The 21,083-nt window shown below is 64.9% G+C and carries 24 protein-coding genes; 8 read left to right on the top strand and 16 right to left on the bottom strand.

The window, feature by feature from the left end; genetic code table 11:
* The first annotated feature begins 63 nt into the window (after nucleotides 1-63).
* Nucleotides 64-285, top strand: coding sequence for a hypothetical protein (locus ACFWCF_RS17040; protein WP_378492365.1), 222 nt, complete (start codon nucleotides 64-66; stop codon nucleotides 283-285).
* 3 nt (nucleotides 286-288) lie between these two features.
* Here the strand turns inward: ACFWCF_RS17040 and ACFWCF_RS17035 are convergent, their stop codons facing one another.
* Genes ACFWCF_RS17035 through ACFWCF_RS17025 form a run of 3 tightly spaced genes read right to left on the bottom strand, consistent with a single transcriptional unit; the run spans nucleotide 289 to nucleotide 2,287 of the window.
* Nucleotides 289-1,146, bottom strand: coding sequence for a polyphosphate kinase 2 family protein (locus tag ACFWCF_RS17035; protein WP_378563502.1), 858 nt, complete (start codon nucleotides 1,144-1,146; stop codon nucleotides 289-291).
* A gap of 28 nt (nucleotides 1,147-1,174) precedes the next feature.
* Complete coding sequence (locus tag ACFWCF_RS17030; RefSeq protein ID WP_378563499.1) at nucleotides 1,175-1,540, bottom strand: DUF4873 domain-containing protein; 366 nt, start codon at nucleotides 1,538-1,540, stop codon at nucleotides 1,175-1,177.
* 39 nt (nucleotides 1,541-1,579) lie between these two features.
* The gene (locus ACFWCF_RS17025) at nucleotides 1,580-2,287 is read right to left on the bottom strand and encodes a TetR/AcrR family transcriptional regulator (protein ID WP_378563496.1); all 708 of its coding nucleotides are present in this window, start codon (nucleotides 2,285-2,287) and stop codon (nucleotides 1,580-1,582) included.
* Between the two features lie 144 nt (nucleotides 2,288-2,431).
* On the opposite strand from ACFWCF_RS17025, the gene ACFWCF_RS17020 reads away from it, so the two are divergent.
* Together ACFWCF_RS17020 and ACFWCF_RS17015 are read left to right on the top strand one after the other, a co-directional pair.
* A complete protein-coding gene (locus ACFWCF_RS17020) occupies nucleotides 2,432-3,685 on the top strand; it encodes a DUF445 domain-containing protein (protein WP_378563567.1) in 1,254 nt (417 codons plus the stop codon).
* 61 nt (nucleotides 3,686-3,746) lie between these two features.
* Nucleotides 3,747-4,256, top strand: coding sequence for a helix-turn-helix domain-containing protein (locus ACFWCF_RS17015; protein WP_378563493.1), 510 nt, complete (start codon nucleotides 3,747-3,749; stop codon nucleotides 4,254-4,256).
* 615 nt (nucleotides 4,257-4,871) lie between these two features.
* Here ACFWCF_RS17015 and ACFWCF_RS17010 read toward each other — a convergent pair.
* A complete protein-coding gene (locus tag ACFWCF_RS17010) occupies nucleotides 4,872-5,069 on the bottom strand; it encodes a hypothetical protein (RefSeq protein ID WP_378563564.1) in 198 nt (65 codons plus the stop codon).
* Nucleotides 5,070-5,267: 198 nt separating this feature from the next.
* On the opposite strand from ACFWCF_RS17010, the gene ACFWCF_RS17005 reads away from it, so the two are divergent.
* The 3 genes from ACFWCF_RS17005 (at nucleotide 5,268) to ACFWCF_RS16995 (ending at nucleotide 7,749) form a co-directional block, all read left to right on the top strand.
* Complete coding sequence (locus ACFWCF_RS17005) at nucleotides 5,268-5,558, top strand: DUF2516 family protein (RefSeq protein ID WP_378563490.1); 291 nt, start codon at nucleotides 5,268-5,270, stop codon at nucleotides 5,556-5,558.
* Between the two features lie 107 nt (nucleotides 5,559-5,665).
* Nucleotides 5,666-6,610, top strand: coding sequence for a diiron oxygenase (locus tag ACFWCF_RS17000; protein WP_378563487.1), 945 nt, complete (start codon nucleotides 5,666-5,668; stop codon nucleotides 6,608-6,610).
* Between the two features lie 95 nt (nucleotides 6,611-6,705).
* Nucleotides 6,706-7,749: an alpha/beta fold hydrolase gene (locus ACFWCF_RS16995; RefSeq protein ID WP_378563484.1), complete on the top strand. Its 1,044-nt coding sequence runs from the start codon at nucleotides 6,706-6,708 to the stop codon at nucleotides 7,747-7,749.
* Here ACFWCF_RS16995 and purU read toward each other — a convergent pair.
* On the bottom strand, nucleotides 7,746-8,633 hold the full coding sequence (gene purU / locus ACFWCF_RS16990; protein ID WP_378492356.1) for a formyltetrahydrofolate deformylase: 888 nt from the start codon (nucleotides 8,631-8,633) through the stop codon (nucleotides 7,746-7,748). The genes ACFWCF_RS16995 and purU overlap by 4 nt on opposite strands.
* Entirely contained in the window at nucleotides 8,630-9,508 is an 879-nt protein-coding gene (locus tag ACFWCF_RS16985) for a class I SAM-dependent methyltransferase (protein WP_378563481.1), read from the bottom strand. Before ACFWCF_RS16985 ends, purU begins: the two co-directional genes overlap by 4 nt.
* 206 nt (nucleotides 9,509-9,714) lie before the next feature.
* Between ACFWCF_RS16985 and ACFWCF_RS16980 the strand changes: the two genes are divergently transcribed.
* Nucleotides 9,715-10,569: a TetR/AcrR family transcriptional regulator gene (locus ACFWCF_RS16980; protein ID WP_378563478.1), complete on the top strand. Its 855-nt coding sequence runs from the start codon at nucleotides 9,715-9,717 to the stop codon at nucleotides 10,567-10,569.
* A gap of 10 nt (nucleotides 10,570-10,579) precedes the next feature.
* On the opposite strand, the gene ACFWCF_RS16975 is transcribed toward ACFWCF_RS16980, so the two are convergent.
* A complete protein-coding gene (locus ACFWCF_RS16975; protein ID WP_378563475.1) occupies nucleotides 10,580-11,107 on the bottom strand; it encodes a GNAT family N-acetyltransferase in 528 nt (175 codons plus the stop codon).
* 65 nt (nucleotides 11,108-11,172) lie between these two features.
* Between ACFWCF_RS16975 and deoC the strand changes: the two genes are divergently transcribed.
* Nucleotides 11,173-11,856 (top strand): deoxyribose-phosphate aldolase, encoded by a 684-nt coding sequence (gene deoC / locus ACFWCF_RS16970; RefSeq protein ID WP_378563472.1) that lies wholly within the window; start codon nucleotides 11,173-11,175, stop codon nucleotides 11,854-11,856.
* On the opposite strand, the gene ACFWCF_RS16965 is transcribed toward deoC, so the two are convergent.
* From ACFWCF_RS16965 to ACFWCF_RS16925, 9 genes are all read right to left on the bottom strand, one after another.
* Entirely contained in the window at nucleotides 11,849-13,369 is a 1,521-nt protein-coding gene (locus ACFWCF_RS16965) for an ABC transporter substrate-binding protein (protein WP_378563469.1), read from the bottom strand. The genes deoC and ACFWCF_RS16965 overlap by 8 nt on opposite strands.
* Before the next feature lie 262 nt (nucleotides 13,370-13,631).
* Nucleotides 13,632-14,231: a TetR/AcrR family transcriptional regulator gene (locus ACFWCF_RS16960; protein ID WP_378492535.1), complete on the bottom strand. Its 600-nt coding sequence runs from the start codon at nucleotides 14,229-14,231 to the stop codon at nucleotides 13,632-13,634.
* 63 nt (nucleotides 14,232-14,294) lie between these two features.
* Nucleotides 14,295-14,729, bottom strand: a complete 435-nt coding sequence (locus tag ACFWCF_RS16955) for a nitroreductase family deazaflavin-dependent oxidoreductase (protein ID WP_378563466.1) — start codon at nucleotides 14,727-14,729, stop codon at nucleotides 14,295-14,297.
* A 7-nt stretch (nucleotides 14,730-14,736) separates the two neighbouring features.
* Nucleotides 14,737-15,993, bottom strand: a complete 1,257-nt coding sequence (locus tag ACFWCF_RS16950; protein WP_378563463.1) for a cytochrome P450 — start codon at nucleotides 15,991-15,993, stop codon at nucleotides 14,737-14,739.
* Nucleotides 15,990-16,775 carry an SDR family NAD(P)-dependent oxidoreductase gene (locus ACFWCF_RS16945; protein WP_378563460.1) on the bottom strand — a complete coding sequence of 262 codons (786 nt, stop codon included), beginning with the start codon at nucleotides 16,773-16,775 and terminating at the stop codon, nucleotides 15,990-15,992. The genes ACFWCF_RS16950 and ACFWCF_RS16945 overlap by 4 nt, the downstream gene beginning before the upstream one ends.
* Before the next feature lie 28 nt (nucleotides 16,776-16,803).
* Nucleotides 16,804-18,030 (bottom strand): amidohydrolase family protein, encoded by a 1,227-nt coding sequence (locus ACFWCF_RS16940; RefSeq protein ID WP_378563457.1) that lies wholly within the window; start codon nucleotides 18,028-18,030, stop codon nucleotides 16,804-16,806.
* On the bottom strand, nucleotides 18,027-19,496 hold the full coding sequence (locus ACFWCF_RS16935) for an aldehyde dehydrogenase family protein (RefSeq protein WP_378563454.1): 1,470 nt from the start codon (nucleotides 19,494-19,496) through the stop codon (nucleotides 18,027-18,029). Before ACFWCF_RS16935 ends, ACFWCF_RS16940 begins: the two co-directional genes overlap by 4 nt.
* Nucleotides 19,497-19,579: 83 nt before the next feature.
* Nucleotides 19,580-20,830, bottom strand: a complete 1,251-nt coding sequence (locus ACFWCF_RS16930; protein ID WP_378563451.1) for a thiolase family protein — start codon at nucleotides 20,828-20,830, stop codon at nucleotides 19,580-19,582.
* The gene (locus tag ACFWCF_RS16925) at nucleotides 20,827-21,069 is read right to left on the bottom strand and encodes a Zn-ribbon domain-containing OB-fold protein (protein WP_378492536.1); all 243 of its coding nucleotides are present in this window, start codon (nucleotides 21,067-21,069) and stop codon (nucleotides 20,827-20,829) included. The genes ACFWCF_RS16930 and ACFWCF_RS16925 overlap by 4 nt, the downstream gene beginning before the upstream one ends.
* Nucleotides 21,070-21,083: the final 14 nt, after the last annotated feature.

Genomic DNA, 21,083 nt, shown 5'->3' with positions numbered 1-21,083 from the left:
GGCATCACTCGCGGGTACCGTCGGGGTCAACCGAAACGCAGTCCTCGGGAAGGAGTCAAGGCTATGAAGCTCAACCTCTTCGTCGCGTGGTCGGCATTCGCACTCGCGCTCATCGGAGTGATCACGATTGCATTCACCCTGGTTGCCGCCGGATCCGGGCATGGTGGATTCGCGCTCGCCAGCGGGGTCGCCGCAGCCGTGGCCGTCATGCTCGCCTTCGGCATGGTGGCGGGTACCGTCCGGCGCGATCATCGCCGACATTTCGATACACCGCACCTGTTCTGACGATCAGGATTCCGCCAGCCGCTTCTTCTCGGCCTCGATGTCGAAATCGGGTTCCGGCCAGTCGAGGTCGAGACGTTCGAATGCGTCGATGAGTAGTTCCATCACGGCGAGGCGGCTGTACCACTTTCGGTCGCACGGTATGACGTACCACGGCGCGTGGTCAGTGTTCGTCTTGTCGAGCATGTCCTGATATGCCTGCTGGTACTCGGGCCACAGAGCGCGCTCGGAGACATCGCTCGGGTTGTATTTCCAGTGCTTGTCACGGCGCTCGAGCCGCTCGGCGAGACGCTCCTTCTGTTCGTCGAGGGAGACGAACATCGCGACCTTGACGATGGTCGTGCCGTTGTCGGCGAGGTCGCGTTCGAAACGGTTGATCTCGTCGTAGCGACGACGCCAGACGGAGTCGGGGACGAGCTTGCGCACGCGGGCGACCAGGACGTCCTCGTAGTGGGATCGGTCGAACACTCCGAGCTGGCCGTCGCGGGGCAGGGCCTTCTGGATGCGCCACAGGTAGTGGTGGCGCTTCTCTTCCGCTGTGGGCACGCCGAACGCCCTGTGGTCGACCCCCTGGGGATCCACGTGTCCGATGACGTTACGGACCATCCCGCCCTTACCTGCGGTGTCCATGCCCTGAAGGACCAGCAGCACCGATCGCTCGTCGCCGAGGCGGCCGTTGGCGAAGAGCATCTCCTGCAGGTCCGACAGCACAGCGCCGCGTTCCTCGATCAGCTTCGTCCCGAGTTCCTTGCCACCCTCGAATCCGGGCGTACCGCTCGCGTCGAGGTCGGCGACCATGTTGTGCGGCCCGGCCCGCAGAATCCGGACTGCCGGGGTGTGCCATCCGTCGCCGTCGTATTCCATGGAAGCGAGCGTGCCACACTGCGTCCGCTCAGTCGGTTTCTTCGGTCTGTGTCCGGTAGGTCTGTGTCCAGTAGGGCGGTGGCGAGGTGCCGTCGATCATATGGCTGCCCCACAGGTCGACCTCGGTGATGCGTCCGGTGGCAGTGGCGGTGCTTCCGCCACTCACGGGAATCCGGATCGTCACCTCGGTGCCTGCGCCCAGGGGTGTATCGGGCGCGAGCGCGACGCCGAGCCCGCGTAGCCGACCGCGCCACACGTGCCGACCCACGATCGGATCGAAGTGTCCGGACAGTTCGATGTCGACGGTGGCGGTTTGCGTTCCGACGGCGACCTCGGCCGGGCCCCTGTAGCCCTCGGGGTCTTCGTCGTGGTGTGGCGGCATCGCATCGGACATGCCCCGAGATTACACGTAACTCCGGGTTACGTGAATGGGTCAGGATTCGTCAGCGGGGAGCAATGGGTGCGGCTGCGACTTGAAACGTCCGGGCGACCCCCCGGCCTTGGCGATTCCGGCGATCCCGCCCCACACCATCATCGTCAGGTAGTCGACGAGGTCTTCCGCGGTCATGGACTTGTTCGAGATCCACCAGTGCGTCGCAAGCTGGATCGCGCCGACGATGCCGTACGCCCACGGCACCGACCCGCCGGAATCCATTTCGAGCAACCGCAGCCGCTCGCCGAGTACTGCCGACACCAATTCGGCGATCATCCGCTCGGAATCGGCGACGACGTCGCGGCTCGCCGACGAGCTGTTCGACATGATGTAGAGGTACACCTCGGGATCCTCGGCGACCGTCTCGACATACGTCGTGATCGCGACCCGGGTGAGGTCGTATTCGTCGAGATCCTCGGACACCGCCGAGTAGATGCGCGGCGCGAGAACCGTCTCGATGTATCGCATCATGGTCGCGGTCGTCAGATCGTTCTTGTCGGTGAAGTACCGGTACAACACGGTCTTGGACACGCCGATCTCGGCGGCGATCTCGTCCATCCCGATCTCGTGCCCGCGGGCGCGGATTGCCTTGATGGTGCCTTCGATGAGTTCTTCGCGGCGCGCGATCTTGTGCTCGTGCCAGCGACGTTTCCGGCCGTCCTGCTTCGTGGGCGGGGCGTCCGTCGCGTCGGGTGTAGAAGAAGGCATCTGTTCGGCACATCCATTCGGTCTCGATCGTCCGCTCAGTCTACGGGCGCCGGTTCCTCACACGATTCGGTGGTGTACCAGGTGGTGTCTACGCAGCGCTCGGTGGCGGCGGTCGAATTTCGGCACAATGGTCCGGTGCAGTACATGAATATCGAGGACGAGGCCAAGCGCCGGGATCTACGCCGGATGAAGGCCGTCGCGACAGGCTTTCTGATCGTGGCCGCCGTGGTGTACCTGTTCTGCAGGTGGCAGGAAACCCAGGGTGCGGGCGCGTGGGTCGGATACGTTCGTGCCGCGTCCGAGGCAGGCATGGTCGGCGCCCTCGCCGACTGGTTCGCCGTGACTGCGCTCTTCCGTCACCCGATGGGAATTCCGGTGCCCCACACCGCGATCATCAAGCGGAAGAAGGACCAGCTCGGCGCGAGTCTGAGCTCCTTCGTCGGAACCAACTTCCTCGCACCCGAGGTGGTGTCGGCGAAAGTCGAATCGGCACAGATTCCGCTGAGGCTGGGCGGCTGGATGGCGCAGCCGCGGAACGCCGAGCGGGTGGCGAAGGAAACCTCGACGATCCTGCGCGGTGTGGTGAGCATTCTCCGCGAGGACGACATCGCGCAGATCATCGACCAGACCATCGTCAAGCGGATTGCTGAACCAGAGTGGGGGCCGCCTCTCGGGCGCATTCTCGGTGAACTCCTCGCAGAGGGAAGGCAGCGGCCGCTGATCGACATGCTTGCCGAACGTGCACATCAGTGGGCGCTGGGAAGTCAGGAGACCATCGACCGAATCATCACGAAGGATTCGCCCTCGTGGTCTCCGAAGTTCGTCGACCTCCTGTTGGGCGAGAGGATCCATCGGGAGCTGGTCGACTTCACCTGGAAGGTCCGCTCCAACCCCGAGCACGAGGTTCGGCTCGCCGTGGAGAAATTCCTCGTCGACTACGCGCGGGATCTCCAGTACGACCCGGTGACCATCGCGAAGGCCGAGAAACTCAAGGCCGAGATCATGGGGCGTGAAGAGATCACGCAGTTGGCTTCCGCGACCTGGAGGGTCGCCAAACGCATGATCCTCGAGTCCGTCGACGACCCGGACAGCACGCTGCGCAGGAAGGTGGCCGAGAACGTCGAGCGCTTCGGTATCCGGCTGCGCGAGGACACCGAGATGCGCGGCAAGGTCGACGGATGGCTGCTCGCCGGTGTCCGGTTCATCGCCGCGAACTATGCGGACGAGATCACTTCGGTGATCCGGGAAACCGTCGAACGCTGGGATGCGGAGGAGGCCAGCCGCAAGATCGAGCTCGCCGTGGGGCGTGATCTGCAGTTCATTCGCATCAACGGCACGGTCGTGGGTGCCCTCGCCGGCCTTGCCATCTACACGGTCTCCGAGCTGTTGTTCGCATGATCTGCGTCACGCGCTAGCTGAGTGCTTGCTGTAGCTAGCACCCCTCCGTACGCTTGGTGTCGTGTCCACGAATCGAGAATCGGCCGAACCGGCCGGCGACCACCAGAGCGACAACGCTGGGCCCACCGATATCGCTGCACGGGTGGTGGGCAACGCCGCCCAGGACATCGGAAGCTTCATTCGGTCTCAGCGTGAAGCCGCTCAGGTCTCGCTGCGGCAGCTGTCGCAACTGGCAGGGGTGAGCAACCCGTACCTCAGTCAGATCGAGCGCGGACTGCGCAAGCCGTCCGCGGAAGTGCTTGCGCAGATTGCCAAAGGGCTGCGGCTGTCCGCCGAAGTCCTCTATGTGCGAGCCGGAATTCTCGAGGAACGGCCCCACAGCGCGCTTCGCGACGCGTTGCTTGCCGATACCGCACTGTCGGAACGGCAGAAGCAGGTCCTGCTCGACATCTACGACTCGTTCTGTCGCGAGAACGAGACGGTTCCGGCGGCATCGACGCCCGGAAGCGTCGCCGACCGCGTGATTCCAGCAGATCGCGTGAATCCCACAGACTCAGACGAGGAGAACTGACATGACCGATCCCAACGCTGCACTCCGAACATCCCTCTACGCAGCTGTCGGTGCGGGCGACGCCGTCGTCCAGGCCGTCGCCGACGTCGTCGTCCAGGTGCGTGAGCGCGCCGAGAATACCCAGTTCGACGTGAACGACCGCGTCGAGACTGCACGCGAGCGCATCGCGGCGGTCCCGGCCGATCTGACCGAGACCATCGAGTCCCTGCGGGCCCGCCTGGGTGATCTGCCCGCCGAGCTTCCCGAGGAGCTCGCTGAACTGCGGGAACGCTTCAGTGCCGAGGAGTTGCGTAAGGTCGCCGAGGCCTACCTGAAGGTCGCATCCGACCTCTACGCCGCATTCGCCGAGCGCGGCGAAGAGACCATCGACCGTTTGCGTCAGCAGCCGGCCGTCGAGGAACGCCTCGGTCGGGCCGAGGCCGCCTTCGGCGACGTCGTCGACCTCACCGAAGACGCGCTCGGTACCGTCGCTCGCCAGACGCGCGCTGTCGGTGAGCAGGCCGCCAAGTTCGCCGGACTGACTGCGGACCGCATCACCGACACGGCCACCGAGGTCGGCGATGCTATTGCCGAAGCCGGCGACGACGCTGCTCTTCGCGTCCTCGAACTCGGCGATCAGGCCGAGGAAGTCAGTGGTGAGGCGGCAACTCGCGTCGAGTCCGTCAAGGGCGATGTGGACGACGCTGCGCAGACTGTGACGGCGAAGGCCGACGCTGTGGTGGCTGCGACCCCTGAAGCCAAGGCTGTGACTCCTGAAGCCAAGGCTGTGACTCCTGAAGCCAAGGCTGCGACCCCTGAGGTCAAGACTTCCACCACTGTTGCGAAGCCGGCACCGGCCAAGGCTCCTGCGAAGAAGGCACCGGCCAAGACCGCTGCGAAGGCTCCCGCCAAGAAGGCTGCGCCCCGCAAGACTACCGGCGCCTGACCGAAGTCCCCGGTTCCGACCGGGGTGAACTCGATCGGCTCCCGCGCGCGAAGTTGCGCGGGAGCCGATTCTCGTAGACTGGTGCTGTGCCGAATGTTGATTCTCTTGCCGGTCTGATCATGCTCGCCCTACAGGTCATTGCGCTTGTAGGAGCGGGCTTCGCGTTGTTCCATGCGGTTCGTCAACCCGCCGAGGCATTTCCCGCGGTCGACAAGCTCACGAAACCCGTATGGCTCGGAATTCTCGCGGCCGCGTTGATCGTCCTTCTGCTCTTCGGGGCAGTGGGGATGCTCGGCATCATCGCCGTGGTTGCGGTCTGCGTGTACTTGGTGGATGTGCGCCCGCGCGTCGAGGAGGTCCAGAAACCGCGCTGGTAGCGCCGGCCTGCACCGATCGGCGATCGTCTCGGCCGGCCACTTGACAAGTGTGATCCAGATAATGACACTTCGAGTAACGGGTATCAATCGAGGCGAGGTGGTTCGCGATGTCCATCACTCGAGCCGACGGGTCGATCGAGAGTGCGCCCGGTCGAGTACGCGGGTCGTCCGCGATCGAGGGAAAAGAGGGCACAGCACAACGACTCCTCGACTCCTCGGCGCGTAAATCCTACGATCCCGCCTTCGAGATCGACTGGGATGCTCCGATCCCCGACGACAAATACGGCATGACTCCCGAGTGGTCCAGTCTGTACGGCACAGACCTGTGGGAACGGATGTCGGAACAGCAGCGGATCACGCTCACCACGCACGAAGCGGCGAGTATCGCGGGGACGGGCATCTGGTTCGAGATGATCCTCATGCAGATGCTCATCCGCGACCTCTACCAGCAAGATCCTTCCAGTGCGTACGTCCAGTTCGGTCTCACCGAGATCGCGGACGAATGCAGGCATTCGATCATGTTCGCGCGCTCGGCGAAGCGACTCGGTGTGCCGTCGTATCGGCCGAAGCGGTGGATCCGCCTGAGTGGACGAGGGTTCAAGGCGGTCGCGTCGGGGGCACTCGCGTTCGGTGCCACGCTGTTCGCCGAAGAGATCTTGGACATGATGCAGCGCGATTTCATGCGCGACGAGCGCGTCCAGCCGCTCACCCGGACGGTCAGTCACATTCACGTAGTCGAAGAGTCGCGACACATTCGGTACGCGCGCGAAGAAACCGAACGCAGGATGCGTAGGGCCACGCGGACTCAGCGCGCGTACATCCGTATGCACCTGGGTGTGTCCGGCTACCTGATAGTGACGAACCTGATCAACGACCAGGTGTATGCGGCGGCCGGCCTCGACGTCGCCGAAGCGAAGGCCGCAGCGCGTGCGAATACGCACTACCACGATAAATTGCGGCAGGGCACGCGGCGGACGGTCGAGTTTCTCGACTCGGTGGGACTGATCGGCGGTCCGTCGGCGCACCTGCTCCGCAGAGCGCACGTGCTGTGAGTCGTGCCCACAGCCAGAACTGATCCGGCTGCGAAGCCTGTCACCGACCGACAACCGATCGCCGGATGCACCGGCGTGCACTCAGGAGAACACACGTGAAGAAGCCCACCCGTCGTCAGACCGTGCTGCTCGCCGCAGGGGTGACCGCGTTCGCCTGCGCCATGGCGAGCGCGTTCGCCGCGCGTCGCGCCCGGTCCACGGTGGTGCGCACCAAGGATGTGGCTCCCCACGCACTGCTCTCCACTCCGAGCCTGGAGGCCGAGGAGATCGAGGTCCGGACCGCCGACGGCGCCAGGCTCCATGTGCTCGCCTACGGTGATCCGGATGCGCAGCCGCTCGTGTTCAGCCACGGGTGGACGTGCAGCGGGATGTACTGGACTCCGCAGATCAACGCGTTCGCCGACCGATACCGCGTCGTCGTCTACGACCAGCGCGGACACGGCGCCAGCGAGGTGGGGACACGTCGGCTGGGTCCTGACGTCCTCGCCGGCGACCTTGCCGCGGTCCTGGATGCAGTGGTCCCGGCCGGACGCAAGGCGGTGCTCGCCGGGCACAGCATGGGCGGGATGAGCATCATCGCGTGGGCCGAGAGGTACCCGGAGCAGGTCTCTGAGAAGGTCGCGGGTGTCCTCCTCGCCAGTACCGGAATGGACAACCTCATCGCGGACGCGGCATTGATCGCACTTCCCGAGCGGTTCCCGCGGGTGCCGGTGAAGGTGGCGCGTCCGCTTCTCGGTGCGAGGGTGCCGTTGGTCGAATCGAAGTTCACCACCAGGGCTCTCAAATACGTGGCGCTGTCACCGGCGGCGACCGCGGCCGAGGTCGATTTCTGTCAGAAGATCGTGCTCGGGTGCCCGCCGCGTACGCGCGGGGGCTGGGGCTTCGCGCTGAGCACTCTCGACATCCACGAGGGCCTCGAGAACCTCACCGTGCCCACGACAGTGCTCGTCGGCGCGGCCGACCGGCTCACACCTCCGGTACACGCGCGACGGCTCGCAGCCGGACTCGAGAAGGCCGGAAATCTCGAACGCCTGGTGGTGCTCGACGGCGTCGGACACATGAGCTCTGTCGAAGCCATCGACGCGTTCGACGACGAGCTTCTGCATCTCGTCGAGCGCGCGGGAGCGACCGTCTCCTAGTTGAAGACGACGGTCTTCTTACCGTGCACCAGCACCCGATCCTCGAGGTGCCACCGGAGACCGCGCGACAGGACGAGCTTCTCCACATCGCGACCCTGCCGCACCATGTCCGCGACGCTGTCGTTGTGGCTCACACGGATGACGTCCTGTTCGATGATCGGGCCCGCGTCGAGTTCCGCTGTCACGTAGTGGCAGGTCGCGCCGATGAGCTTCACGCCGCGGGTGAACGCCTGGTGGTACGGGCGGGCGCCGATGAACGACGGCAGGAAACTGTGGTGGATGTTGATGGCCCGCCCGGCCCAGTGCTCGCACAGCTCCGCGGGCAGGACCTGCATGAACCGTGCGAGCACCACGGCGTGCGGATCGTGTGCGTCGACGATCTTGCGGACCTGTTCGAACGCAGGTCCGCGTTCGGCGGGATCTGACGGGAACGAGACGTAGTGGTAGTCGATCCCGTGCCTGCGTGCGACCTGCTCGAGTTCGCGGTGATTGCCGACGACGGCGCACACATCGGCTTCGAGCTCGCCGGCGGCCACGCGGCCGAGAAGGTCGTGCAGGCAGTGGGCTTCCTTGCTGACGAGCAGCACCACGCGCTTGCGCTGACCGGTGTCGGAGAGTGTCCATTCCGTTTCCGCGCCGATCTCGTCCGCCACCACGGCGAACCTGTCCCGCAACTCGTCGATGCCGAACGGAATGGACGACGCCCGGACCGCCTGCCGGGTGAAGAACCAGCCGCCGTCCGGGTCGGCGTGATACGCGGCCTCGACTATCGAGCCGCCGACCTCCGCGAGAAACGTGGAGATCTTCGCGACGATCCCGGTGCTGTCGGGGCAGCCCAGGGTCAACACGTAACGGCGGTCGTCGGTCGAGGTGGAACGAGTCATGCCCGCGATTGTCTCAGGTGGCCGGAAGCTGCGGTCGGGGGCCGTCGCACGGTAGCGGTGCCCACGAGCGTGCTGAAGTCGATCGTGTGGATACCGCGCGCGGTCACCTCGTCGGCGATGCCACGTCGCACTGCTGCGATCTGCTCGTCGTCGAGGCCGTTCAACGCAGCCCGGTATCCGGTGCCGGTGACGAGATTCCAGCACAGATCGTCGGTCGCGGGAAGCCGGTTCGACAGGACACGCACATCGACGGAATGAGTGCCTGCGCCGGCGAGCCATGCCTCGAGCGTGTGTGGGGTGTCGATCTCGTGGAGGGGAGTCCGCGCACGCAGCGACCCGCGCTCGGCGAGTTCCGGATCGAAGCGCGACGCGACGTCGAACACGACCTGTCCGTATTCCTCCAGCGCTCCTCGCCTCCATACCGTCACACCGACCCGGCCGCCGTGTCGTACGAGGCCGACGAGCCGCGCGAACGCCCGATGCATATCGGGAAGGAAGAACACTCCGTAGGAGATCGCGAGTGCGTCGTATCCGTCGGCAGGAATATCCGAGGGCGCTTCCCATGCGGTTGCGTCGGCGCACACGAAGTCGACGTTCTGCAACGCTCGGTTCTCGGCGATCAGGCGGGCCTTCTCGAGGAGGTCGGCGGAGAGGTCGACGCCGTGCACACGCCCGGACGGACCCACCGCTGCCGCGGCCGGAAACGCTGATGCACCCGCGCCGCAGCACACGTCCAGGACCGTGTCGCCGGGGCCGAGTCCGAGTTGGAACGCCAGTGCCGTCCCGGCGGGGCCCCACACCGTGTCGGTGAGCAGATCGAAGGTGACGCTCGCGTCGTCGAAAGTGCGGGCGGTGTCTGCTGGGTTGTCGCTCATTTCGGTCAATCTACTGACTCGTGGGTCGATTTCGGCCGGGTCGAACGGTGTGCGAAACCCGCATCCGGAGATTGCGGCCCGGTACCGCCATGATATTTATATGACGACATGTCATCACAAAGGAGGATTCATGGAGCCGGTGGCAACACCGCCTGAAGGCGACGCCGATCGCGCCCGCCGTCTCGCCGACGCTGCTGTGCGCTGACGTGTACGCGAGCCCACCGGAGATCGTCCACCTCGTACAGCGAGAAGTGCGACGGACGATCACGGTCGAACTCGAGCGTCTCGCCCGACGCGCACAGCTCGGTGTTGCCGAGGTCGACACGGTTGCCGAATCCCTCGCCCGGTTGTCATCGGTGCTGGTCCTCGACCGTATTGCTGCGTGGCAAGGTGATTGCCGGGTGGTGGTCGATCTGTTCGACCTGCAGACGACGAGTGAGTGTGAGGTTGGTGCAATGCCGAAGTTGACCGGTGGTGCCACGGTGGCGGAACACAAGGCCGCTACGCGGGATGCGATGCTCGATGCATTCGCAGTCGAGTTCCACGGGAACGGCTGGGAAGGAGTCAAGTTGCAGACCATCGCCGAGAAGGCCGGTGTGGCACGGACTGCGGTGTACAACTACTTTCCCGACAAGACCGCACTGCTGATGGCCTGGTCCGAGCGGGAGATGACGCGGTTCATCGCGCTGGCACAGCGGGAACTGGCCGACCGCAGGGAGCCCCTCGATCGGTTGCAGGTGTTGATCAAACTGGTGCTCATCGAGTTCTCGCTGCAACGCGGTGTCGGCGAGTCGGTTGCGTCGGCATTATCGCCGAAGGATCGCGAACAGTTCTTCACCCACATCGCGCCACTGGTCGAGTTGGTGGAGGAACTTCTCCGTGACGGTATGGAGCACGGAGTGTTCGCCGAGGCCGACCCGGCCGATACGGGCCGCCTCGTCATGGCATGTCTGGAAGCGCAGCGCTCGGGGCTGATCGCAGGCGGTCGATCGGATGCTGCCGTGGCCCGTACCCTTCCGTTCATCCTCCGAGCTCTCGGGGCGGCGCCGGAGGATCGATGATCCACCAGCGCTAATCGAGCTCGTAGAACGGCGCGGGATATCGGAACGTGCCCGTCGTGGCCGGATCGTAGGAACTCAGTGGGCGTGCCTGGAAATGTGGTGTGGCCCAAGCCTCGACATCGGGCGTGATGCCGAGGTCGGTGGCGGGGACGAAGCCGAATCGAGGGTAGTAGTCGAGGTGGCCGAGCAGGACTACGACGCTCTCGCCGAGCGCGTCGGCCGCACCGAGGACCGCGTGCATCAGCGCGCCGCCCGCACCCGTGCCCTGCCGGTCCGGTCGTACCCCGATCGGGCCGAGCGCGAGTGCGGCGGCTCCGCTGATCTGTGCGCGGGTCACGCACACATGCCCGATGACGGTTCCGGTGGACTCTTCGGCGACAAGTGACAACTGTGGAATCCAGGCCGGGTCGGCGCGCAGTGCCGCAACCAGACCGGGTTCGACGGGCTCGTGACCTTCCGGCGTGGACGCCAGGAAGGCGTCGCGGTGGATCGCCTCGATGCTCTCGGCGTCGGATGGGCGTTCTCTACGGATCAGCACGCCCGTAGCGTGCGCCGCTGTCGCCGGGCCAGGCAAATGATTTTCACCTGTGGAAAGCTGACGGCATGCCGGATACCACCTTCTCCCGCTCACACGTCGCGTCGATGATCGACCACACCCTGCTCAAGCCCGAAGCGTCCGCGGTGGATGTGCAGGCACTCGTCGACGAAGCCCGGGAGCTCGGTGTGTACGCGGTGTGTGTCTCACCGTCGATGATGCCGTTGCGGGCGGAAGGCGTGGCCGTCGCGACGGTGGTGGGCTTCCCCTCGGGCAAGCATCATTCGCTCATCAAGGGTGCCGAGGCGCGCCTCGCCGTCGAGCAGGGTGCCCGTGAGGTGGACATGGTCATCGACGTCGGAGCTGCGGTGGCGGGGGACTACAACGCGGTGCTCGCCGACATCCTCACGGTCCGCGAGGCGATCGGGTTCGATGTGGTGCTCAAGGTGATCATCGAATCGGCTGTGCTCTCGGACGAGGCGATCGTCGAGGTGTGCCGGGTCGCGGAGAAGGCGGGCGCGAACTTCGTCAAGACCTCCACCGGGTTCCATCCTGCCGGAGGTGCCTCGGAACACGCGGTGCGGATCATGGCGGAAACGGTCGGCGGCAGGCTCGGGGTCAAGGCGAGCGGCGGCATCCGCACCGCGGAGGACGCGGCGCGGATGCTCGAGGCAGGAGCGACCCGGCTCGGTCTGTCCGGTAGTCGGGCGGTTCTCGACGGATTCCCGGACAGACCTTCTCGGATCAGTTGATCCAGATTTCCTCCACCAGAGGTGAACCGAGAGTGTAGAGCTCGACGCCGTGGACGTCCTTGCCATAGATGATGGCGGGTGTCGCTCTGGTGTAGAAAACGCCGACGGAAAGGTCCGCGAGCCGACTCTCGACTGTGTTGTAGGCCTCGACGCGTTCGTCATGTGACGTGGACTCGCGTCCACGGTCGAGCGCCTCGTCGAGTCCCGGGTCGCTGACGCCCATGAAGTTTCCGGGCGACGTGGAGTGGAAGGCCGACCAGAGGCCGTAGTCGGGATCCTGGACGATCGCGGACGTGATCGACATGTCGAAGTCGCGTGCTGCGGTGCGCGCCTGTGCGTTGGCGATGTCGTGGATCTCGACCTTCACGTCGACATTGTCGTAGGCACTGAGCTGTGCTTGGACGGCTTCGGCGAGCGTCTTGCTCTCACTGGCCGGGTAGGACATGAACGTGAACGACACGGGCTTGCCCTCGGCGGCCAGCTCGTCGAACAGCTTCTGCGCTTCCTCGGAGTTGGTGTCGGGGAAGGGCATGTCCTGGTAGTACGGGGATTCTTCGGAGAACAGGGTTTCCGGCACGTCGCCCTCGCCGTTGTAGACGATGAGGTTCAGGTTGTCGGTGTCCAACGCGAGCTGCACGGCTTGTCGGGCACGGATGTCATCGAACGGTGCCCGACGATGATTCATTGCGATGATCTGACCGCCGCCGGTCGGAACGACCTCGGTGTTCAGTCCCTGTGCCTCGGCCGCGATGATGTTGTTGGGGCTGGACTCGGACGCGAGATCCGCTGCGCCGGTGGTCATTGCGTTCATTCGTTGAGTGGCTTCGTGCGCCGTGCGGATGGTCAGGGTGTCGAGATGCGGCTTGGGTGCGTCCCAGTAGTCGGGGTTCTTCTCCATCTCGATCTCACCCTGGCGCGTCCAGCGCACCACCTTGAACGGTCCGGCCCCGGCCGGATTGTCGTCGAATGCTGTGGTGCCCTGCTCCAATGCGGTGGGGGAGGCGATCCAGTTCAACGACGTCGCAGCGATGCCCTGTGCGAATTGGGGATTCGGCGCCACCAGGGTGACACGGAGGGTCTCGGCATCGACTGCGTCGGTGTTCGCGATCGAACTGGCGACCCGGATCGCGGTGGAACCGGTCGCCGGGTCCTTCAAGCGGTCCCAGTTGTACTTCACGGCTGCGGCATCGAGGGGTGTGCCGTCCGTGAAGGTCAGCCCGGGCTGCAGCTTCAAATCGAAAGTGGTTCCGACGTCGGTCGTGGAGAAATCGGTGGCCATCTTGTATTCGATCTCGAAGTCTTCGGTACTGTTGATCATGAGCGTGCCGTAGAGGGCATTTCCCAAGGGCGCCATGTGGGCCCATGTGTTCGACAGCTTCGCCGGGTCGAGTGTAGGTGGTTCTGCGACTTCCAGGATCGTGGCGGAGCCGCCGGCCACGGGCTCACCGCCGTTGGCGGAGGAACCCGAGTCGGAGGTATCGCCGCCGCCGCACGCGGCGACGAAGGCGAACAAGGTGAGGGACAGTAATGCGGCCGGTAGCTTCCGTATTCGTCTGCGGCGGATCATCGACGACCTCTCGATCTGGTTGTGGGGTTGGGGAGTTCGGCGAGCGATGCTCGAGGGCCCTCGTGGCGACACGGCAGTGACACAGGCGAACTGCAGTGCCATGCTGTGGACGTGCGTGACGAGACGGTTCGAGCCAGAAAGGGTATGGCACGTGATGGGCCGAATCGGACTGGGCATCAGCCCTATCGAATTCGGTGAAGTAGTGAGGTCAGCGCACCGTGCTACCGAGAGCACGTAGGCAGAACTGCCACAGCTGCTCCTGGACCTCCGCGACGGTGCCTGCCGCGTACGCATAGTGGTGGTACACCGAGCGAGTGAGCTCGACGATGAACCAGGCGTCCTGCTCCGTGTCGGTGGACGTCACGAGACCCGCAGCTGCGGCGGCCCGGATCTCGGTGTGGATGAGGTCGACCAGAGGTCGGTCGGCCTCGGCCAGCTCCTTCGGGAAGACACGATGCAACCTCCAATGGGTCGCCACGATGAACTGGGCCAGCGTGTAGCGCTCGGGGTCCCTCGACCGGCCTCCCAGCGACGCGGTGATGAAGAACCGGAGCCGTTGCAGAGGGTCGACGAGATCGTCGGCAGCGGCGACCATCTGTCGGCACGCGTCGGTGAGCCCGTCGCTGATGACAGCGAGGAGCAATTCGTCCTTGCTCGCGAAATAGCGATAGAAGGTCTGGAGGGCCACCCCGGCTTCCTTCGCGAGTTCCTGAGTGGTGAACGCGTCGCCCTTTGCCTCGACGAGGCGGTGGGCCGCGTCGAGAATCGCACGGATCTGATTCTCGACGCGCGACCGCGACCGCTGCACGGCCACCGATCGTTCGACCGCTCGTTCTTCAGCCCGGGACATGGTGTCTGATTCTAGACATCGTCACGTCGGTGAGAGGACCACGACCGGGATGTCCCGGTCGGTTCGGGACTGGTAGAGGTCGTAGTTCGGCCACGCGTCCGTGACGATCCTCCAGAGCCGCGGCTTCTCCTCTGCGCTGGCAGTTCGCGCCACCACCGACATCGTCGTGTCCAGTACCTGCACCTCGGCGTGCGGATCGGCCTGCAGGTTCTCGTACCAGAGCGGATGCTTCGGTGCGCCACCCTTCGACGCAACGACGAGATAGTCCTCACCGTCCTGGGTGAAGATCAGCGCGGATGTCTTCGGCTCGCCCGAACGCCGGCCGGTCACGGTGAGGAGGAGTGTCGGCACACCGTTCCAGATGTATCCCTCCTTCCCCCCGCTTTCCCGATAGACGCGGATGTGCTCGTCGCCGCGGAGGCTGATGTCCGTCTGTGTGTACTCGGTTTCTGCCATGGTCACCTCACTTCGTATCGAAGAGGACGGGAATCGCGGTGGCTCCGCGCTCGTACATCCCGACGAGCCGCGGTGGCTCGGCGGCCGGATCGAGCCGAAGCCCGGGGAGTCGGTCGAGCAGGGCGTTGATGCCCACGGTCATCTCACCGCGTGCTACGTGCATGCCCAGGCAGATGTGAGCTCCCTGGCCGAATGCGAGCGTCGACTTCGTAGACCGGGTGATGTCGTACTCGTCGGGTCGTTCCCATCGCTCGGGATCACGGTTCGCGGCAGCGACGCACAGGTGAACGACCGAACCCTTCGGAATGTTCTGACCGTAGAACTCGATATCTTCGGTGACCCACCGCGAGAACATCGGGTCGGTGGGCATCCAGCGCAGGGTCTCCTCGATTGCCGCGCGCAACAGGGACCGGTCCTCGCGTACCTTGTCGAGCACATCCGGACGCTGAAGCAGTGCGGTGATCGTGGTTCCCATCTGCTTCCAGGTGGTGCCCGATCCCGCGGCGAGCAGCAACAGCGAGAAGGTGTAGATCTCCTCATCCGAAAGGCGCTGTGTGGTACCGGATTCGTCGGTCCGCTCGGCCTGCACCAGAACACTGATCAGGTCGTCCTGCGGTTCCTCTCGCCGTGCCGCGACGATCGGAGCGAGGATGTCGATGATCTTCTGTTTGTCGCGGATCAAGGCCTCACGAATGTCGAGCGCCTGCTCGATCGGCACACCGAAACTTCCTGTGATGGTGAGAATCGGTATGGCAGCGCAGAAGTCGACGTTGAGTTCGGCATGTCCGTCGTCGACGAACCCGTCGATCAGGAGGTGGACCGCTTCCTCGATCCAGTTCTGGATCCACCACTGTGCGTTCGACGGAAGGAACGACGGCTGGACCAGACTGCGGTACTGCCGGTGCTGCACTCCGCCCATCGACAACATGCTGTTGTGGACGAGTGAACCCGATTCGGGGTCGATGTCCACGGCTTCGGGAGACGACGCGAACACCCTCGGATTCCGGAAGGCTTCGTTGCAGGCCTCGAAACTGAACACCGAGAAGTGCTCGCGGTCGGGATACGGGAGCCCCTGGAACATCAGCGGCTCCGATATTCCGGTGAGCTCGTGCACCGTGCCCGGATGCACCGGCTTCTCACTGCGGAGCCGATGCCAGATCGGATACGGATCGTCCGAGTAGCCGCCGCCGGTCGCCACGTTGTACGAGCCGCGCAGATCGAACAGCTCCCGTACCCGCTCTCGATCGAGCGATGTCGTTTTCATCGTGCGACGTACCCTCCGTCGACGGGCAGGACCACACCGGTCACGTTCTTCGACATGTCGGATGCCAGGTACAGGATCGCTTCCGCGCAGTCCTCGGCCGTGATGAAACGGCCGAGGGGATGCTGGGTGGCGATGCGATCGGTGACTTCGGGTCGTGCACCCATCTCCGGATCCAGCCCGCCGGCGGTCATGAACCCGGTCAACGGCATCCCTGCGGGAGCGATGGCGTTGACCCGGATGCCGTGCGGTGCGCCCTCGATCGCCACCGCGCGTGTCAACTGGTGTACGGCACCCTTGGTGGCGCCGTACACCGAGCCGCCCCACGCGACGAGCCCCGCGACCGACCCGGTGTTGACGATCGCACCGCCCGAACCCTGCTTTTTGAACTGCAGGACGGCATGCTTGCTCCCGAAGAAGACGCCGCCCAGGTTCACCCCGACCAGCCGTTCGAAGTCTTCGCGGGTGTGTTCCTCGAAGGTTGCTCCCAATCGCGGGGTGGGGATTCCGACATTGTTGACGAGGATGTCGAGCTTGCCGTACTGCGCGACCGCCGCGTTCACCATCGCTTCGACCTGGTCTTCGTCGGACACATCCGTTGCGGCGGCCGTTGCGGCGCCACCGGCGGCCTCGACGAGGCGCACGGTCTCTTTCGCCTGATCCACATCAATGTCGGCGCACACGACCTGTGCACCTTCTTCGGCGAGGCGCAGGGCGGTCGCGCGGCCCACTCCTGAGCCCGCGCCCGTCACGATGGCGGACTTGTCTTCGAGCAATCGATTCATGACATATTCCTGTTCGGCCGCAGCAACGTCAGACACCGGCCAGGACCGGGGGCTGTGCCGGAGTGAAGCGGTACAGACGCTCGGCGTTGCCGCGCAGGATCTTGTACTGCTGTTCGGTCGTCAGGTGCTCGATCTGCTTCTTGACCACCGAGATGCAGTTGGGCCAGGTGGAATCCGAGTGCGGGTAGTCGGTCTCGCACATGATGTTGTCCTCGCCGATCTCGTCGATGCTGGCGATACCGTGGTGGTCCTCGATGAAGCAACCGAAGATGTGCTTGCGGAACACTTCCCGAACATCCAGTTCACCCAGATCCAGGTCGTTGTTGCCGTGGTCGCTCCACTGCGCACCGCGCTGGATCCAGTAGCGCTGCTTGTCGAGCACCTGCTCGGCACGTTCGAGGAAGTACGGCACCCAGCCGATCTCACCCTCGGACAATGCAATCTTGAGGTTGGGGTAGCGCTGGAACATGCTGCTGAACAGCCACGTCAGCATCGCCCCTGAGGTGCGTGTCGCGCCCCAGGCCAAGTTGGCCAAGAACGGCGAATCCTTCGAGATCCGCGGCACCGTCGACGACGAGCCGACGTGCATCGACACGACCATCTCGAGATCGTTCGCGGCGGCCATGACCGGATCCCAGTAGCGATCCTTGTCGTGGATGGTCGGCAGACCCAGCGGTTCGGGATTCTCCGAGAAGGCGAACGTCGTGGCGCCCTTCGCTGCGCAGCGTTCCATCTCCTTCGCCGCAAGGGCGGGATCCCACAGCGGGATGAGGATCAGCGGAATGAAGCGGCCCGGAGCGGCGCCCGCCCACTCTTCGAGATGCCAGTCGTTGTAGGCCTGCAGACAGGTGAATCCGAACTCGCGGTCGCTGGCCTCCATGAACATCTGTCCGCAGAAGCGAGTCACTGTCGGAAACGACAGTGAAGCAAGGATCCCGGCCTGGTTCATGTCTTCCACGCGAGCGAGCGGATCGTAGCAACCGGGGCGCATCTCGTCGTAGTTGAGGGGTTCGGGGCTGAACTCCTCCTTGGACTTGCCTGCGACGGCGCTCAGACCGCTGCTCGGGAACTTCTTGCCGTCGTAGACCCAGACGTCCATCCCGGTCTTGTCGTCCTTGATCATGTGGGGTGCACGATCTCGGTCCTTCTTCGCAACCCGATCGACCCACAGGTTGGGCGGTTCGAGGATGTGGTCGTCGACCGAGACGAGCCAGTCCAGGTCGAGGTTCGTGGTGTCGTTCGATGCAGCTGTCATTTCGGGAGTTCTCCAATCGACATGTGCTTGACTTCCTGGAATTCGCGGATGCCCTCGGGGCCGCGTTCGCGTCCGAGTCCGCTCTGCTTGTAGCCCCCGCTGGGTGCGAGTGCGCTGAACACGGTGGTGTTGACGTTGACGGCGCCCGCACGGATCCGGCGGGCCACCGCGACTGCAGCCGCGGCGTCGGCGCCGTAGACCTGCCCGGACAGCCCGTAGACGCTGTCGTTGGCGATCCGCACCGCATCGTCGACGTCGCGGTAGCCGATCACCCCGAGAACCGGTCCGAAGATCTCCTCCTGCGCGGCCGGGTTGGAGTTGTTCGGCAGATCGAGGACGGTCGGCTCGAAGTAGTAACCCCGATCGAGGCCTTCCGGACGCTTACCGCCGGCCCGGACCTTGGCGCCCTGCTCCTCCGCGAGTTGCACGAACCGCTCGCACTTGGATCGCTGTGCCGCGCTGATCACCGGACCCATCAGCGCGGTCGGATCGGTGGGAGACCCCACCTTGATCGAGTTGTACGCGGCGGCAACGCGTTCGAGTACCTCTTCCTTGTGCTCCTCAGGAACGAGCATGCGTGTCGCGGCGACGCAGGCCTGTCCTGCGGTGCGGGCCACGACGCCCATTGCGCCGATGCCGACCCGCTCGAGCGCGTCGGGCAGGTAGATCTGCGCCGATTTGCCGCCGAGCTCGAGAGACAGTCGTTTTACCGTCGGGGCCGCTTGCGCGATGATGTTGCGTCCGGCGACGGTGGATCCGGTGAACGAGACCATGTCGACCGCGGGATGGGTCGTCAGCAGCTGCGCGCCCTCGGTGCCTTCCTCGGCGACCACGCTCAGTACACCGGGCGGCAGGCCTGCGGCGTCGGCTGCATGCCCGAAGATCAACGATGACAGCGGGGTCAACGGACTCGGCCGCAGGATCACCGAGTTGCCCGCCATGAGTGCCGGAATCAGCTTCTGCAAGGCCATGATCAGAGCAGCGTTGTACGGAGTGATGGCGGTGACCACTCCGACCGGTTCATGTCGCAGGATGCTGAGCGCGACCCGCCCCCGTGTCAGATCGTCGACCGGGACCGGTGTGGCCTCCTCGTGTCGCATCGACAGGTAGAGGTCGATCGTCTGCCGGGCAATGGATATTCCCGTACGGCACTGGGTTTCGTCGGCGAACCGCACGGGCTGCCCGGCCTCGGCGACCAGGGTGTCGACCAGCGTCTCGTGATTCGCCTCGAGGTGGTCGATCAGTGTGTGGACCGCCTCGGCCCGGTCGCGGGGTGTGCGCTGCGCCCATATTCCGTCGTCGAAGGCGGTCCGAGCGGCGAGGATAGCGCGCTCGACTTCGGCAACGGGTGTCGCGCTGACGTCGGCCACGTGAGTTTCGTCGGCCGGGTTCTCGACTGCGATGACCTGGTCGCCGGTGACCCATTCGCCGGCCACATAGGTACGACGTTCGGTGAGGATACTCAAGACGCCCCCTTTTCCCTGCTAGTAGTAGAACATAGTTCTCGTTAGGGCAATAGTGAGATTGCGAGTTTCTGAAAAATGATGCGTCAGAAGCGATTGGCGGAGTACACCACGGCGCCGCCGTAGTGTGGCGACGAGTGACACGCCACCGCGGTGGTCAGGCCGGCACGCCCCCGGGTACCTGCGCGTCCGGAGAGTTGGAGATAACACTCGAGCATTTGTGGAACACCGTGCATCCGGCCGTTTCCGAGCGCGCCACCTCCGGACAGCGCCGGAATCGCCCCGGGCCGGTCGCTGTCGATTCCGCCTTCTTCGACGAACCGGTGCGCCTCGCCCGGTGGACACAGACCCAGGGATTCGAGCCAGAACCACACGAACGGGGAGAAACCGTCGTAGACCTGGGGGAGATCGATCTCGCGCATACCGATTCCGGAGGATTCCTCGAGTCGGCGAACCAGATCACCACCGGCTCCGAGGATGTCGTCGAGCGGCCAGTGCAGGGGGAGTCGTCGTCGCGTCGGTGTCGCGTTCGCGTACCCGGCGATGTACACCGGCGGGTGGGGGAGATCCTTCGCGCGCTCGGCGCTCGTGAGCACGAACGCGGCGACGCCGTCGACCGGGATATCGCAGTCGAACCTGCGCACTGGATCGAACAGTGCTGGTGCGGAAAGGTATTCGTCTCGATTCAGCGGGCGGTCGTACCAGAACGACCACGGGATCCGTGCACCGTTCTTACGGGCCTCGGTCACCACGGCCGCCATGGACTCGGGTTTGGCACCGTACCGCTGCAGGTACTCGTTGTACGGCAGGGCGATCATGGCCAGTGGACCGAAGAAACCCTGCGGCGCGGTCCACTGCTGTGGGCCGTGTACGGCTTGCATCGGATTACCGTGGTAGCTCCCCGTGGGATTGTGCAGCGCTCGATGCACGATGACGTAGTCGGCGGCGCCACTGGCAATCGCGTTGACCGCCATCGACACCGAGCCGGTCAGCTGGCCGATCCCGTCGAATCCTGCGACATAGCGCGGGGTACCGCCCAGTCGCCCGGCCAGCCACGCGGACGACACGGTGCTGACGCCGTCCTCCACGACCCGACCGCTCGCGCTCGGCATCAGGCTCGAACTGACGTAGCCGTCCACCTGCTCGAGTTCGAGGCCGGCGTCTGCGGCGGCTGCGCGGGCGACGTCGACGGTGAGGGCGCCGAGCGTGCGACCGGCAGTGCGTCGGATATCGCTCTGCGCGTAGCCCACGATCGCCACCTTGTTGCGAGCGAAGCTGCTGGTGTCACTGTTGCGAGCGAAGCTGCTGGTGTCACTGTTGCGAGCGAAGCTGCTCATGATGCGATCTCGAATGCCGGAACCGACAACTCGGAAGATAGCTGCTCGAACGCGGTGACGACCGGCGTACCGATCCGGAGTTCTGCGTCGGGCCCGTCGAGCAACCGGCCGATCAACCGCAGTTCGGACTGCTCGGCGAGTTCGACGTCGACCAGGACGAACGGAAGGAGGTCGTCGAATCCGGGGAGGAAGGATTGGCGGACGATCGTCCACGATCGCACGGTACCGCGCCCGCTCACGGGAACGAATTCGA

It is taken from the genome of Rhodococcus sp. NPDC060090 (assembly GCF_042729855.1).
Taxonomy (GTDB): domain Bacteria; phylum Actinomycetota; class Actinomycetes; order Mycobacteriales; family Mycobacteriaceae; genus Rhodococcus.
This window is presented reverse-complemented; position numbering and strand designations above follow the sequence as displayed.